The organism is Pseudomonas sp. FBCC-B1565 (genome assembly GCF_059133265.1).
The window spans coordinates 2,929,234-2,943,769 of record NZ_CP101438.1 but is presented as its reverse complement, the minus strand read 5'-3'; the positions used below and the strand labels follow the sequence as shown (position 1 = coordinate 2,943,769).

Here is a 14,536-nt window from a genome sequence, read left to right as displayed (position 1 = left end):
CCATGCCGCAGTTCTTTATTGACCGCCCGATCTTCGCCTGGGTGGTCGCCCTGTTTATCCTGCTGGCCGGCTTGCTGGCCATCCCGCAGTTGCCGGTGGCGCAGTACCCCAACGTTGCGCCGCCAAAAGTCGAAATCTACGCGGTGTACCCTGGCGCTTCGGCCCAAACCCTGGACCAAAGCGTGGTCAGCCTGATCGAGCAGGAGCTCAACGGTGCCGATCACCTGCTGTATTTCGAATCCCAGAGCAGCCTGGGTTCGGCCACCATCACCGCCACCTTCCAACCGGGCACCAACCCGGAAATGGCCCAGGTGGATGTGCAGAACCGCCTCAAGGCTGTCGAGCCGCGCCTGCCGCAAGCGGTGACCCAGCAAGGCTTGCAGGTGGAGAAGGTCTCCGCCGGCTTCCTGTTGCTGGTGACCCTTACGTCCAACGACGGCAAGCTCGATGACGTGGCGCTCAGCGACTACCTGGCGCGCAACGTGATGAACGAGCTCAAGCGCCTGGATGGCGTGGGCAAGGCCCAGCTGTACGGTGCCGAGCGTGCCATGCGGATCTGGATCGACCCGCAGAAGCTGATCGGCTTCAACCTCACGCCAGCCGACGTCAACGCCGCGATCAGCGCGCAGAACGCCCAGGTCTCGGCGGGCAGCATCGGTGACCTGCCGGGCACGAATACCCAGGAAATCACCGCCGCGATCCTGGTCAAGGGCCAGTTGTCGACGCCGGCTGAATTCGCCGACATCGTGCTCAAGGCCAACCCGGACGGCTCCACCGTGCGCATCGGCGATGTGGCACGGGTGGAAGTCGGCAGCCAGGAATACCAGTTCTCCACCCGCCTGAACGGCAAGCCCTCCACCGCGGTCAGCGTGCAGTTGTCGCCCGGCGCCAATGCGCTGAGCACCGCGACGCTGGTGCGGGCGAAGATGGACGAGCTGTCGCGCTATTTCCCGGCCAATGTGGAATACAAGATTCCGTACGACACCTCGCCGTTCGTCAAGGTTTCGATCACCAAGGTGGTCTACACCCTGCTTGAAGCCATGGCGCTGGTGTTCGCGGTGATGTTCCTGTTCCTGCAGAACGTGCGCTACACCTTGATCCCGACGCTGGTGGTGCCGATTGCGCTGATGGGCACCTTCGCCACCATGTTGCTGCTGGGCTTTTCGATCAACGTGCTGACCATGTTCGGCATGGTACTGGCCATCGGTATCCTGGTGGACGACGCGATTGTGGTGGTGGAGAACGTCGAGCGGATCATGGCCACCGAGGGCCTGTCGCCCAAGGAGGCGACTAAAAAGGCTATGGGCCAGATCACCGGCGCCATCATCGGCATCACCCTGGTGCTGGTGGCGGTGTTTCTGCCGATGGCGTTCATGGCCGGTTCGGTGGGGGTGATCTACCAGCAATTCTCGCTGTCGATGGCCACCTCGATCCTGTTCTCGGCGTTCCTCGCCCTGACCTTGACCCCGGCCCTGTGCGCCACCTTGCTCAAGCCGATCCCCCAGGGAGAGCACCATGCCAAGGGCGGTTTCTTTGGCTGGTTCAACCGGCGTTTCGATCAGTTCACCGACCGCTATGAAGGCTGGGTGGCCTATGCCCTCAAGCGCAGCGGCCGCTACCTGCTGATCTACCTGGTGTTGCTGGTGGGCCTGGGCTGGATGTTCAGCCGCCTGCCCTCCTCGTTCCTGCCAGTGGAAGACCAGGGCTACACCATCACCGACATCCAGTTGCCACCCGGTGCGAGCAAGAACCGCACGGTGCAGGTGGCCGAGCAGATCGAAGCGCACAACGCCGAGGAGCCTGGGGTGGGTGATACCACCATGATCATGGGCTTCAGCTTCTCCGGCTCCGGGCAGAACGCAGCGCTGGCGTTTACCACGCTCAAGGATTGGTCGCAGCGCGGCAGCGACGATTCCGCTTCGTCGATTGCCGACCGCGCCAACATGGCCTTCAGCGAGCTGAAAGATGCGGTGGCCTACGCGATCCTGCCGCCGCCCGTGGACGGTCTGGGTACCTCCAGCGGCTTCGAGTTCCGCCTGCAGGACCGCGGTGGCGTGGGCCATGCCGCGTTGATGGCCGCGCGTACCGAGTTGCTGGCAGCGGCCGCGAAAAGCCCGATCCTGGCCAACGTGCGCGAAAGCGCGCTGGCCGAAGCACCGCAAGTGCAGCTTGAAGTGGACCGCAAGCAGGCCAATGCGCTGGGCGTGTCGTTTGCCGATGTCGGCAACGTGCTGTCCTCGGCCATCGGTTCGGCCTATATCAACGACTTCCCCAACCAGGGCCGCATGCAGCGCGTGGTGGTGCAGGCCGAAGGCGACCAGCGCAGCCAGGTGGCGGACTTGATGAAAATCAACGTGCGCAACAACGCCGGCAAGATGGTGCCACTGTCCGCCTTTGTCGAAGCCAAATGGACCCAGGGCCCGGCTCAGTTGACCCGTTACAACGGCTACCCGGCCATCGCGATTTCCGGCGAAGCCGCTCCGGGGCACAGTACCGGCGAAGCCATGGACGAGATCCAGCGGTTGGTCAGCCAACTGCCCGCCGGCCTGGGCCAGGAATGGACCGGCTTGTCGTTGCAGGAGCGCTTGTCCGGCTCCCAGGCCCCGATACTGCTGGGCTTGTCGCTGCTGATCGTGTTCCTGTGCCTGGCGGCGTTGTATGAAAGCTGGTCGATCCCGACCTCGGTACTGCTGGTGGTGCCGCTGGGTGTGCTGGGCGCGGTATTGGCCGTGGCCTTGCGTGGCATGCCCAACGATGTGTTCTTCAAAGTGGGCCTGATCACCATCATCGGCCTGTCGGCGAAGAACGCGATCCTGATCATCGAATTCGCCAAGGACCTGTACGACCAGGGTGAAGACCTGATGAGCGCCACCCTGAAGGCTGCGCGCTTGCGCTTGCGACCGATCATCATGACCTCGCTGGCGTTCATCCTCGGCGTGGTGCCGCTGGCAATTGCCACGGGTGCCAGTTCCGCGAGCCAGCAGGCGATTGGCACCGGTGTGATTGGCGGCATGATCACCGCAACGCTGGCGGTGGTGTTTGTGCCGGTGTTCTTTGTGGTGGTCATGAAGCTAGTGAAGAAATCTCCCCGGTAAACCGAGTTAAACCCTGTGGGAGGGGGCTTGCCCCCGATGCGGTATGTCAGCTGAACCATTTTTCACTGATACACCGCCATCGGGAGCAAGCCCCCTCCCACATGATGAGGTACAGTCAGTTGACCCACTGTCAGCTGTGAGCCGCCATGCCCTTCCTCGCCCGCACCCACCCTCGCCTCTCCGTCGCCGCCGTGCTCGGCCTTGCCGTGGGCATCCTGGCGCCGGCTGACACTCTGGTCAGCAAAATCCTGATTGGCTGGAACGCCGGGGTCTGGACCTACCTGGTACTGATGCTGTGGCTCACCCGTCGCGCCAAGGCCGAGGACGTGAAGCGCATCGCCGAGGTCGAAGATGAAAACGCCGGGCTGGTGCTGTTCACCGTGTGCATCGCCGCCATCGCCAGCCTGGCGACCATCACCTTTGAACTGGTCGGCAGCAAGGACCTGGCCACCACTGAACGTCTGCTGCACTACGGCTTTACCGGGCTGACAGTGATCGGTTCATGGTTGCTGATCGGGGTGATTTTCAGCGTGCATTACGCGCGCCTGTATTACACCTGGGACGGCAAGGAGCCGGCGCTGCGCTTTGCCGAAGGGCTGCTGACGCCCAACTATTGGGACTTCCTGTATTTCTCGTTCACCATCGGCGTCGCGGTGCAGACCTCCGATGTGGGCGTCGCCACCCGGGCGATGCGCAAAGTAGTGCTGGGGCAATCGCTGATCGGTTTTTTGTTCAACACCGCGATCCTGGGGTTCTCGATCAATATCGCCGCCGGGTTGTTCGGTTGATGCTGCACAAACCTTCTAGACGCCCACCCGACGCTGGGCGCTAATGGCCTCACGTATTCCGCTTCGGTGATTTATGGCCGCGCACAATTGGATCGACCTGTCCCAGGACGCCGACACCGGCATCGAGACCCTGCGCGCGCATTTTGAAGGTCATGCGTACGACCCGCATTGGCACGACAGCTACCTGATCGGCGTAACCGAGCAAGGCGTGCAGCAATTCAACTGCCGCCGTACCCGACATAACAGCGTGCCCGGCCAGGTATTCCTGGTGGAGCCCGGCGAATTGCATGACGGCGATGCGCCCACTGTAGATGGCTTCACTTACCACATGCTCTACCTCGACCCACAGTGGTTGGCGCGTGAAGTCAGCGCGGTGTTTGAAGAAGCACCGCTCAATAGCCAACTGGCTTTCGCCAGCACCTTGACCCGCGACCCGCGCCTGGCCATGGCGACCAGCCAAGCCTTCCAGACCCTGCACAGCGGCGAACTGCGCATCGTGCGCCAGCGCGCCATGGACCAGCTGTTGGAGCGCCTCACCGACCAACTCTACTGGCGCACTCGCTACCGTGAAGACCCGCGCCTGCCACTGGTTGCGCACAAGGCGCGGGAATACCTGCACGCCCATCTGCACGTTGATGTGGGCATGGACGAATTGGCCCTGGCCTGCGGCGTCGACCGTTTCCGCCTGACACGGGCGTTCAAGAGCGCCTTTGGCTTGCCGCCCCACGCCTACCTGGTGCAACTGCGCCTGGCCCGCGCCCGGCACTTGCTAGCCAAGGGCGAGCAACCCGCCGATGTCGCGATGGCCCTCGGTTTTGCCGACCAGAGCCACTTGGGCCGCTGGTTCGTGCGCGCCTACGGCTTGACACCCGCCGCGTACCGCAAGCGCTGCTCAAATCTTCCAGACAGATGACATACCGGCCAGTGAAGATCGACGCCATCACTGGATTTGTCGGAGTCACCTGCCATGTTGCCGTTCATGTTGTTTGCCTTTGTCGCCTCGATTACGCCAGGCCCTACCAATATCCTGGTGCTGAGTAACAGCGCGCGGTATGGCTTGAGAGCCGCGTTACCCATAATCCTCGGCGCCTGCGTCGGGGCTGCCGGTCTTGTGTTGCTGGTGGGGACCGGCGTGGGCCAGTCCCTGGTGCATTTGCCCAAAGTGCAAACGGCCATGCAATGGACCGGCGTCGCCTGGCTGAGCTACCTGGCCTGGCAGATCTTCAGTGCACCCGCCCAAGCCGTCGAAGTGGCCGCCAGCGAAAAACCCCTTGGCCTGATAGGCGCCGCCAGCCTGCAATTGATCAACCCGAAAACCTGGATGATGGCGCTCGCGGTGGTGAGTGTATTTGCCGGCCAGGGTGCCGAGCGCCAAAGCCAGGTGGTGCAGTTGTCCCTGGTGTTTTTCCTGATCTCGATACCTTGCCTGGGCACTTGGGCGCTGCTGGGGGCCGGCGCTTCACGGGTGTTTCGTTCGGCCACGGCCATGCAACGTTTCAATCGGGGTATGGCCCTGCTGCTGTTGGGCGCGACCTGGTTGGGTGTGCTGGTCTGAACGTACCGGTCATCTGGCCTTGCCCTGCATCTTCTTGACGACTTTACTGGTTTAGTGCTCTCTTGAAACCGGTTTCAGTCATTCCAATAAGAAAAGAAGGTCGATGACCGTGAACAAATTTTCCGCCGCCCAGCGCAGCCGCGTGACCATGCTCGACGTCGCCGAGCGCGCCGGCGTGTCCAAGGCTAGCGTGTCGCGCTTTATCGGCGACGACCGCGCCCTGCTCTCCGATGCCATCGCCCTGCGCATCGAACAAGCCATCGATGAACTCGGCTATCGCCCCAACCAGATGGCTCGCGGCTTGAAACGCGGCCGCACGCGCCTGATCGGCATGCTGGTGGCCGATATCCGCAACCCCTATTCCATTGCCGTGATGCACGGCGTCGAAACTGCGTGCCGCCAGCATGGCTACAGCCTGGTGGTGTGCAACACCGACCGCGATGACGCGCAGGAGCGCCAACACCTGGCGGCGCTGCGTTCGTACAACATCGAAGGGCTGATCGTGAACACCCTCGGCCATCACCTCGACCAACTGCTGGAACTGCAACGGGAAATGCCGCTGGTGCTGGTGGACCGCAAGGTCGAGCCGCTGCACAGCGATCTGGTGGGGCTGGACAACCCGGCGGCAGTGCGCATGGCCGTGGAACATCTGGAGCGACAGGGTTACCGCGATGTGCTGATGGTAAGTGAAGCCACCGATGGCACCAGCTCGCGCCTGGAGCGCCTGGACAGTTTCAAAGCTGAAATCGCCAGCCGCCCGGCATTGACCGGCGCTGTGCTGGAGTTGGATGAAACACTGCAAAAACACCTGCACACCTTTCTTGCCAAACCTGGCCCCAAGGCACTGTTCTGTGCCAACGGCGTCGCGGCGCTGGCCTGCACCCGGGTGCTGAAGAACCTCGGTTGCAACTTGTTCGACGACATCGGCCTGATCGCCCTGGATGACCTGGACTGGTATCCGCTGGTAGGCACTGGCATCACCGCCCTCGCCCAGCCGACCGAAGCCATCGGTGCAACGGCATTCAATTGCCTGCTCAAGCGCTTGCGCGGCGATACCGAGCCAACACGGACCCTGGATTTCCTGCCCGAGTTGATCCTTCGTGGCTCGACCCGGCACGTCTAAAAAATTTTGAACAAAAATGAAACCGGTTTCAGAGGTAAACAACAATGCATAAATACCCCATCTCCATCAGCCTTTCCAGCTACGGCGCAGACTTGGTACGCCAACAAGGCCAGTTGAGTTTTGTCGAGGTTCTCGCCGCCGCCGGCGCCCAGCGCATCGAATGGCGCGAAGAGCTTTTAACCCACGAACAGCCCACGGAACTGGCCGAGGCCGCGGCGCAACAGAACCTGGAATCGGTGTTCTCATCGCCCCTGGAACTGTGGGTCGCCGGCCGCGCCCAACCGAATGCCGAACTGGCAGCGACCTTGGACCGCGCACAGGCTTTCGGCGCGCAATGGTTGAAAGTATCCCTCGGCTACTTCACCGACACCAACGACCTGGACAGCCTGCACGCCCTGCTCCGCCGCCAACCCGTGCAGTTACTGGTGGAAAACGACCAGACCCTGCACGGCGGGCGTATCGAGCCGATGCAACGCTTCTTCAGCGAAGTGGAGCGCCTGGCCCTGCCGGTGAAGATGACCTTCGATATCGGCAACTGGCAGTGGCAGGACCAATCCGCCCTCACCGCCGCACGCCTGCTGGGCCGACATGTGGACTACCTGCATTGCAAGGCCGTGGCCCGTCGCCCGGACGGCAAGCTGGTCGCCGTGCCGCCGGGCGCCACCGACCTGCATCTGTGGGAACAACTGCTCAAGCATATGACTCAAGGAATTACCCGGGCGGTGGAATTCCCGCTGCAAGGCGATGACCTGGTCGAGGTCACCGCCCGGCACGTTGCCACCCTCGCCGTCCTTGGCCAACCGCGCGTGGAGAATGCCCATGTCTGAGATCGATATCCTGTCGTTTGGGGAAACCATGGCGATGTTCGTCGCCGAACAGAGCGGCGACCTGGCGCAAGTGGCGCAGTTTCACAAGCGCATTGCCGGGGCCGATAGCAACGTCGCCATCGGCCTGTCGCGCCTGGGGTTCAACGTGGCCTGGCTGAGCCGGGTAGGCAATGATTCCCTCGGGCGCTTTGTGGTGGAGACCTTGAGCAAACAAGGCCTGGACTGCCGGCATGTGGCGGTCGACCCGTTGCACCCCACCGGTTTTCAGCTCAAGTCCCGTGAAGAAACGGGTGATGACCCACAGGTCGAGTATTTCCGCAAAGGCTCGGCGGCCAGCCATTTGTCCGTTGCGGCCTTCAGCCCTGCCCTGCTGCAAGCCCGCCATCTGCATGCCACCGGCATTCCGCCAGCGTTGTCCGCCGCCACCCGCGAGTTGTCTACCGAGCTGATGACGCAGATGCGCAAGGCCGGGCGCAGCGTGTCGTTCGACCCCAACCTGCGCCCGTCGCTGTGGGCCAGCGAACAGACGATGATCCGCGAAATCAACGCCCTTGCCGGCCTGGCTGATTGGGTGCTGCCGGGCCTGGGCGAAGGTCGACTGCTGACCGGCTTCGATGACCCGGCCGACATCGCCGCGTTCTACCTCGACCAGGGCGCCGAAGCCGTGGCGATCAAGCTCGGCCCGGACGGCGCCTACTACCGCACGCAAATGGACCAAGGCTTCGTCGCCGCCGTGCGCGTGGACAAGGTGGTCGATACCGTCGGCGCCGGCGACGGCTTTGCCGTGGGCATGATCAGCGCCCTGCTGGAAAACCTCAGCTTCCGCGAAGCGGTACAGCGCGGCAACTGGATCGGCAGCCGCGCCGTGCAAAGCCGTGGCGATATGGAAGGCTTGCCCACCCGTTCAGAGTTACCCGCTCGATCCGTTGCCTGATTCATTCCCTGTTGCCACAACTACAACAAGCTCAGGAGCAACCCCATGGACACCGTGAAACTCGCCACCCGCCGTTGGTGGTACATCATGCCCATCGTTTTTATCACCTACAGCCTGGCGTACCTGGACCGCGCCAACTATGGCTTCGCCGCCGCCTCCGGGATGGCCGAAGACCTGATGATCACCCCCGGCATGTCGTCGTTGCTGGGGGCGCTGTTTTTCCTCGGCTACTTTTTTTTCCAGGTACCGGGGGCGATCTATGCGCAAAAGCGTAGCGTCAAGAAGCTGATCTTCGTCAGCCTGATCCTGTGGGGTGGCCTCGCTACCCTGACCGGCGTGGTCTCCAACGCCTACATGCTGATCGTGATCCGCTTCATGCTTGGCGTGGTGGAAGCGGCGGTGATGCCGGCGATGCTGGTGTACCTGTGCCACTGGTTCACCCGTGCCGAACGCTCGCGCGCCAATACCTTCCTGATCCTCGGCAACCCGGTGACCATGCTGTGGATGTCGGTGGTGTCGGGCTACCTGGTGCAGCATTTCAGCTGGCGCTGGATGTTTATCATCGAAGGCCTGCCGGCGGTGTTGTGGGCGTTTATCTGGTGGAAACTGGCGGATGAAAAGCCCGCCCAGGCCAAATGGCTGAGCGACGCCGAGAAACAAGACCTGGAAAGCGCGCTGGCCGCTGAACAGGTGGGCATCAAGGCGGTGAAGAACTATGCCGAGGCATTCCGCTCGCCCAAGGTGATCATCCTGGCCCTGCAATTTTTCTGCTGGAGCATTGGTGTGTACGGCTTCGTGTTGTGGCTGCCGTCGATCCTCAAGCAAGGCTTGCAGATGGACATGGTCGAGGCCGGCTGGTTGTCGGCGTTGCCTTACCTGGCGGCGGTGATCGGCATGCTGGTGGTGTCGTGGGGCTCGGACAAGCTGCAAAAACGTAAGCGCTTCGTGTGGCCGCCGTTGTTGATCGCCTCCATCGCGTTCTACGCGTCCTATGTGCTCGGCGCCGAACACTTCTGGTGGTCATACACCCTGCTGGTGATTGCCGGCGCGTGCATGTATGCGCCCTACGGGCCGTTTTTCGCGATTGTCCCGGAAATCCTCCCGGCCAACGTCGCCGGCGGCGCCATGGCGCTGATCAACAGCATGGGCGCCCTCGGTTCGTTCGGCGGTTCGTACCTGGTGGGCTACCTCAATAGCAGCACCGGCTCGCCCGGCGCCTCGTACCTGCTGATGAGCGGCGCGTTGCTGCTGTCAGTGGTATTGACGATTTTTCTCAAGCCCGGTGCCAGTGACCGCACACCGGCGCCCAACCTGGAATTGAAGGTAAAGACCGCATGAAAAAGTCTGTCGTGTTGTACAAAAAACTCTCCGCGCCGTTGATGGCCCGCCTGCATGAACAGGCCGATGTCACCCTGATCGAAGCGCTGGACGAGACCGGCCTGGCCAAGCTGCGCGATGCCCTGCCGACCGCTCACGGTCTATTGGGTGCCAGCCTGCGCCTGGACGCCACGCTGCTGGACCTGGCGCCACGACTGGAAGCGGTGGCGAGCGTGTCGGTGGGCGTCGACAACTACGATATCGACTACCTCACCGGGCGCGGCATCCTGCTCAGCAATACCCCGGACGTGCTCACCGAAACCACCGCCGACACCGGCTTCGCGCTGATCCTGGCCACCGCCCGGCGTGTGGTCGAGCTGGCCGACATGGTGCGCGCCGGCCAGTGGAGCAAGAATATCGGCCCGGCGCATTTCGGCAGCGATGTGCACGGCAAGACCCTGGGTATCATCGGCATGGGCCGCATCGGCGAAGCCCTGGCCCAGCGCGGGCATTTCGGTTTCGGCATGCCGGTGATCTACCACAGCCATTCGCCCAAACCTTTGGTGGAAAAACGCTTTGGCGCGCAGTACCGCAGCCTGAACGACTTGCTGCAACAGGCCGACTTTGTCTGCCTGACGCTGCCACTCACCGCTGAAACCGAGAAGTTGATCGGCGCCGAACAATTCGCGCTGATGGGCCCGGACACGATCTTCATCAATATCTCGCGGGGCAAGGTGGTGGATGAGGCGGCGCTGGTGGAGGCGTTGCAACAGCGCACCATTCGGGCAGCGGGGTTGGATGTGTTCGAGCAGGAGCCGCTGGATCATGGCTCGCCGTTGTTGCGCTTGAACAATGTGGTGGCCACGCCGCATATCGGCTCGGCCACCCATGAGACGCGGGAAGCCATGGCTACGTGTGCGGTGGAGAATCTGTTGCAGGCGCTGGCGGGTGAAAAACCGAAAAACCTAGTGAACCCAGGGGCCTGGAAGCAATAGCGCTGACACAACACAGGGCAAATGTGGGAGGGGGCTTGCCCCCGATGGCGGTGTATCAGTCAGCCAATGTCTAGCTGACACATTGCAATCGGGGGCAAGCCCCCTCCCACCTTTTGACCCTATTTCAGGTCAGATAACGAACCGCGCCACCATCCCATTCAGGTCCACCGCCAACCGCGACAGCTCATGGCTGGCCGCGCTGGTCTGGTTGGCACCCGCCGCCGACTGGGTCGCCAGGTCGCGGATATTGACCAGGTTGCGGTCCACTTCGCGGGACACCTGGGCCTGTTCTTCCGAAGCGCTGGCGATCACCAGGTTACGCTCGTTGATCAGGCTGATGGACTGGGTGATCTGCTCCAGGGCCACACCGGCGGCGCGGGCCATTTCCAGGGTGTCCTGGGTACGCTGGTTGCTCTGTTGCATCGATTGCACGGCTTCACCGGTGCCGTTCTGGATACCGGCGACCATTTTCTCGATTTCCTGGGTCGACTGCGCCGTACGGTGGGCCAATGCCCGCACTTCGTCGGCCACTACCGCAAAGCCACGCCCTGCTTCACCGGCACGCGCCGCTTCGATGGCGGCGTTAAGCGCCAGCAGGTTGGTCTGTTCGGCAATCGCGCGGATCACGTCCAGCACCTTGCCAATGTCCCGGCCTTGGGTGGCCAGGCCTTCGATCATCGCGGCAGTGTTCTGCACGTCCTGGGTCATGGTCTGGATCGCGCCGACGGTTTCCACCACACGGTCGCGCCCTTCCCGCGCCGCCTGGTTGGACTGGGTCGACGCCTCGGAGGTGGACACCGCGTTGCGCGCCACTTCTTCCACTGCCGCCGTCATCTCGTTGACCGCCGTGGCGGCCTGGTCGATTTCATTGTTCTGTTGCTGCAGGCCCTTGGAGGCTTCCTCGGTGACCGCGCTCAACTCCTCAGCGGCAGACGCCAGTTGGGTGGCCGAGCCGGCAATGTGCTGGATGGTCTGGCGCAGGTTGCCTTGCATGGTCGACAACGCATTCAGCAAGCGCGCCGGTTCATCCTTGCCGTCGTCTTCAATGGTCTTGGTCAGGTTGCCACCGGCGATGGTTTCGGCCACTTCCACGGCTTTGCGCAAGGGGGCGACGATGCTGCGGGTCAGCAGCCAGGCCAGCAATACCGTGAGCAATGCAGCGGCAACCGAAACGACAATAGCGCCAGTGATGGCACTGCTGTAATTTTGCCCGGCTTCCTCGTTGGCTTGCTTGGCATCCGCTGCATTGATAGCGATCAGCTTGTTCAGTTGCTCGCCCATCTGGTCGGTACCGTCCTTGATCCGCGTATTGATCAGGGCACGCATCTCATCGACCTTGTTCTGCCTGGACAGCGCCAGCATCTCGGCCTGAGCCTTGAGATAGTTGTCCAGGGTGGTCGTGAATACCTTGTACAGGGCGGCCTCCTCGGGCCCGGCAGGCAAGGCTGCGTAACTGGCCTGGGCGGTCTTCACCTTGTCGGCCAGCACGCCGATACGCACTTCAGCTTCCTGAAGGCCGGCAGGCTCACGGTTGACCAGCACGCGGAACGAAAGGATGCGCATACGCAGCACGTTTTCGGTGATCACCGACAGTGAAGTCACGCTCGGCAGTTGATTGGTACTCATGTCCACCGAGGCCTGGCGGATCAGCGTCATACGGTTGACCGCAAATACCCCCAATACAACCACTAACACAGCAATAAATGCGAAACCGAGAGAAGCGCGAGGAGCGATATTCAGATTACGGATGGACATGGGGGTGCTCTCAAAAGTAGTGTCTGCGCGCGTCCGTGCCGCGAAACGATCTGTCAGCGTCAACGCACTGCCCAGACCTTGGTCACCACCGTTGTCATTAGTATGTGGGCCTGACCACGCTATCGGCCGGCGCTGTGGTTTCCCGCAGGGGGCTTTATAAATATTTTTTTACACTTCTGACGACAGGCAGTTTCTGGCATCCTGCGCCTCCATTTTCTGACCCGAGCCCGCATTTTGTCTGACGCTCAAGCTCCGCGCCCCCGCTATAAATCCGACCTGATCTACGGTCTGGAAGACCGCCCGCACTTCACCGCCGCCATATTTGCCGCACTGCAGCATGTGTTGGCGAGTTTCGTCGGGATCATCACGCCTACGCTGATCGTCGGCGGCGTGCTGGGCCTGGAAAGCGAAGTGCCGTACTTGGTGAGCATGGCGCTGTTCGTGTCAGGGCTCGGCACCTTTGTGCAGGCGCGCACCTTCGGCCCGATCGGCTCGGGGCTGCTGTGCCTGCAAGGCACCAGTTTCTCGTTTATCAGCGTGATTCTCAGCGCGGGCTTCATGGTCAAGGCCCGGGGTGGCGGCACTGACGAGATCCTCTCGACGATCTTTGGTATCTGCTTTTTCGCCGCGTTTATCGAGGTGGTGCTGAGCCAGTTCATCGGCAAGCTGCGCAAACTGATCACCCCGGTGGTCACCGGCACCATCATCACGCTGATGGGCTTGTCGCTGATCAAGGTGGCAGTCACCGACATGGCCGGCGGGTTTGGCGCCAGCGACCTTGGCGCCGCGAGCAACATGGGCCTGGCGGCGCTGGTGCTGCTGACCATCGTGGTACTCAACCGCTTCAATAACCCCTTCCTGCGCCTGGGTTCGATCGTGATCGGCCTGACCCTGGGCTTCGTCGTGGCCTGGCTGCTGGGCCGCGTGGACATGGCGGCGCTGCCTGAAGTGCCGCTGATCAGCGTGCCGGTGCCGTTCAAGTACGGTTTCTCGTTCGACTGGGTGGCGTTTATCCCGGTGGCGGTGATCTTCCTGATTTCGCCGCTGGAAGCAGCCGGTGACCTGACGGCCAACTCGATGATTTCCCAACAGCCGGTCAAGGGCCCGCTGTACATCAAGCGCATCAAGTCCGGCCTGCTGGCCGACGGCCTCAACTCGGCGATGGCCGCCACCTTCAACAGCCTGCCGATGGTGACCTTCGCCCAGAACAACGGCGTGATCCAGTTGACCGGCGTGGCCAGCCGCTACGTGGCGTACTTTATCGCCGGGCTGCTGGTGCTGCTGGGGCTGTTCCCGATGATCGGCGCGGTACTGCAACTGATGCCCAAACCGGTGTTGGGCGGCGCCACACTGATCATGTTCGGCACCGTGGCCGTGGCCGGGATCAAGATCCTTGCCGAAGCCGGGTTGCACCGGCGCAATGTGCTGATCGTGGCGATCTCCCTCGGTATGGGCCTGGGCGTCGCCGCGGTGCCGGAAGTATTGCGCGAGCTGCCCAAGGCGCTGCACAACATCTTCGAGTCGCCGATCACCGTGGGCGCTTTCTGTGCAATCCTGCTGAACATTTTCCTGCCGGAAGAGTTCATAGAGCTGGAAGAAGATGAATTTGATCCGGAGTCCTCTACCCTCAAAGTGATGCAGGACCCGGACGTCACGAAATAGGAGCACCTTTGTATGCGCAGGCTCATGGTTCTATCGCTGTTGCTGCTGAGCTTGAGCGCCTGTGCGCTGTTCCCCAACCGTGATCCGGTGAACATCAATGTGGTCGGCATCGAGCCGCTGCAAAGCCAGGACCTGGAAGTGCGCTTCGCCGTGAAGCTGCGGGTGCAGAACCCCAATGAAACGGCGATCGACTACAACGGCGTGGCCCTGGACCTGGAGGTCAATGGCCGGCCGTTGGCATCAGGGGTAAGTGACCAGAGCGGCTCCATCCCGCGTTTCTCCGAGACCGTCCTGATGGTCCCGGTGAGTGTTTCGGCGTTCTCCGTGTTGCGTCAGACCCTGGGCCTGAGCCAGACCCAGAGCCTGAACAACCTGCCCTACGTGCTGCGAGGCAAACTGGCGGGTGGGCTGTTCGGCACGATGCGCTTTGTGGACCGTGGCACGCTTAACCTGCCCAATACCGCCACCTGGTAATTGACACGGCT

The 14,536-nt window shown here is 62.3% G+C and carries 12 protein-coding genes; 11 read left to right on the top strand and 1 reads right to left on the bottom strand.

The genetic code is table 11. The features are described from left to right. Positions 1-2: 2 nt before the first annotated feature. The 9 genes from NL123_RS14015 (at position 3) to NL123_RS13975 (ending at position 10,634) form a co-directional block, all read left to right on the top strand. Complete coding sequence (locus tag NL123_RS14015) at positions 3-3,095, top strand: multidrug efflux RND transporter permease subunit (RefSeq protein ID WP_248481906.1); 3,093 nt, start codon at positions 3-5, stop codon at positions 3,093-3,095. A 146-nt stretch (positions 3,096-3,241) separates the two neighbouring features. Then, positions 3,242-3,883 carry a DUF1345 domain-containing protein gene (locus NL123_RS14010; RefSeq protein WP_248481908.1) on the top strand — a complete coding sequence of 214 codons (642 nt, stop codon included), beginning with the start codon at positions 3,242-3,244 and terminating at the stop codon, positions 3,881-3,883. A 73-nt stretch (positions 3,884-3,956) separates the two neighbouring features. After that, positions 3,957-4,796 carry an AraC family transcriptional regulator gene (locus tag NL123_RS14005; RefSeq protein ID WP_248481910.1) on the top strand — a complete coding sequence of 280 codons (840 nt, stop codon included), beginning with the start codon at positions 3,957-3,959 and terminating at the stop codon, positions 4,794-4,796. A gap of 54 nt (positions 4,797-4,850) precedes the next feature. Then, on the top strand, positions 4,851-5,438 hold the full coding sequence (locus NL123_RS14000) for a LysE family translocator (RefSeq protein WP_248481912.1): 588 nt from the start codon (positions 4,851-4,853) through the stop codon (positions 5,436-5,438). Positions 5,439-5,547: 109 nt separating this feature from the next. After that, positions 5,548-6,561 carry a LacI family DNA-binding transcriptional regulator gene (locus tag NL123_RS13995; RefSeq protein WP_494358303.1) on the top strand — a complete coding sequence of 338 codons (1,014 nt, stop codon included), beginning with the start codon at positions 5,548-5,550 and terminating at the stop codon, positions 6,559-6,561. 44 nt (positions 6,562-6,605) lie between these two features. Beyond that, the gene (locus tag NL123_RS13990) at positions 6,606-7,388 is read left to right on the top strand and encodes a sugar phosphate isomerase/epimerase family protein (protein ID WP_494358035.1); all 783 of its coding nucleotides are present in this window, start codon (positions 6,606-6,608) and stop codon (positions 7,386-7,388) included. After that, positions 7,381-8,322, top strand: coding sequence for a sugar kinase (locus NL123_RS13985; protein ID WP_494358034.1), 942 nt, complete (start codon positions 7,381-7,383; stop codon positions 8,320-8,322). The genes NL123_RS13990 and NL123_RS13985 overlap by 8 nt, the downstream gene beginning before the upstream one ends. Positions 8,323-8,367: 45 nt before the next feature. Beyond that, complete coding sequence (locus NL123_RS13980; protein ID WP_248481920.1) at positions 8,368-9,660, top strand: MFS transporter; 1,293 nt, start codon at positions 8,368-8,370, stop codon at positions 9,658-9,660. Beyond that, the gene (locus NL123_RS13975) at positions 9,657-10,634 is read left to right on the top strand and encodes a 2-hydroxyacid dehydrogenase (RefSeq protein ID WP_071496010.1); all 978 of its coding nucleotides are present in this window, start codon (positions 9,657-9,659) and stop codon (positions 10,632-10,634) included. Before NL123_RS13980 ends, NL123_RS13975 begins: the two co-directional genes overlap by 4 nt. Before the next feature lie 129 nt (positions 10,635-10,763). Here NL123_RS13975 and NL123_RS13970 read toward each other — a convergent pair whose 3' ends face one another. Then, complete coding sequence (locus NL123_RS13970) at positions 10,764-12,389, bottom strand: methyl-accepting chemotaxis protein (protein ID WP_494358033.1); 1,626 nt, start codon at positions 12,387-12,389, stop codon at positions 10,764-10,766. A gap of 234 nt (positions 12,390-12,623) precedes the next feature. Here NL123_RS13970 and NL123_RS13965 point away from each other — a divergent pair, with 234 nt between their 5' ends. Further along, complete coding sequence (locus NL123_RS13965; protein WP_058424869.1) at positions 12,624-14,051, top strand: nucleobase:cation symporter-2 family protein; 1,428 nt, start codon at positions 12,624-12,626, stop codon at positions 14,049-14,051. Between the two features lie 12 nt (positions 14,052-14,063). Continuing rightward, positions 14,064-14,525, top strand: a complete 462-nt coding sequence (locus NL123_RS13960; protein ID WP_248481927.1) for an LEA/WHy family protein — start codon at positions 14,064-14,066, stop codon at positions 14,523-14,525. Positions 14,526-14,536 lie beyond the last annotated feature (11 nt).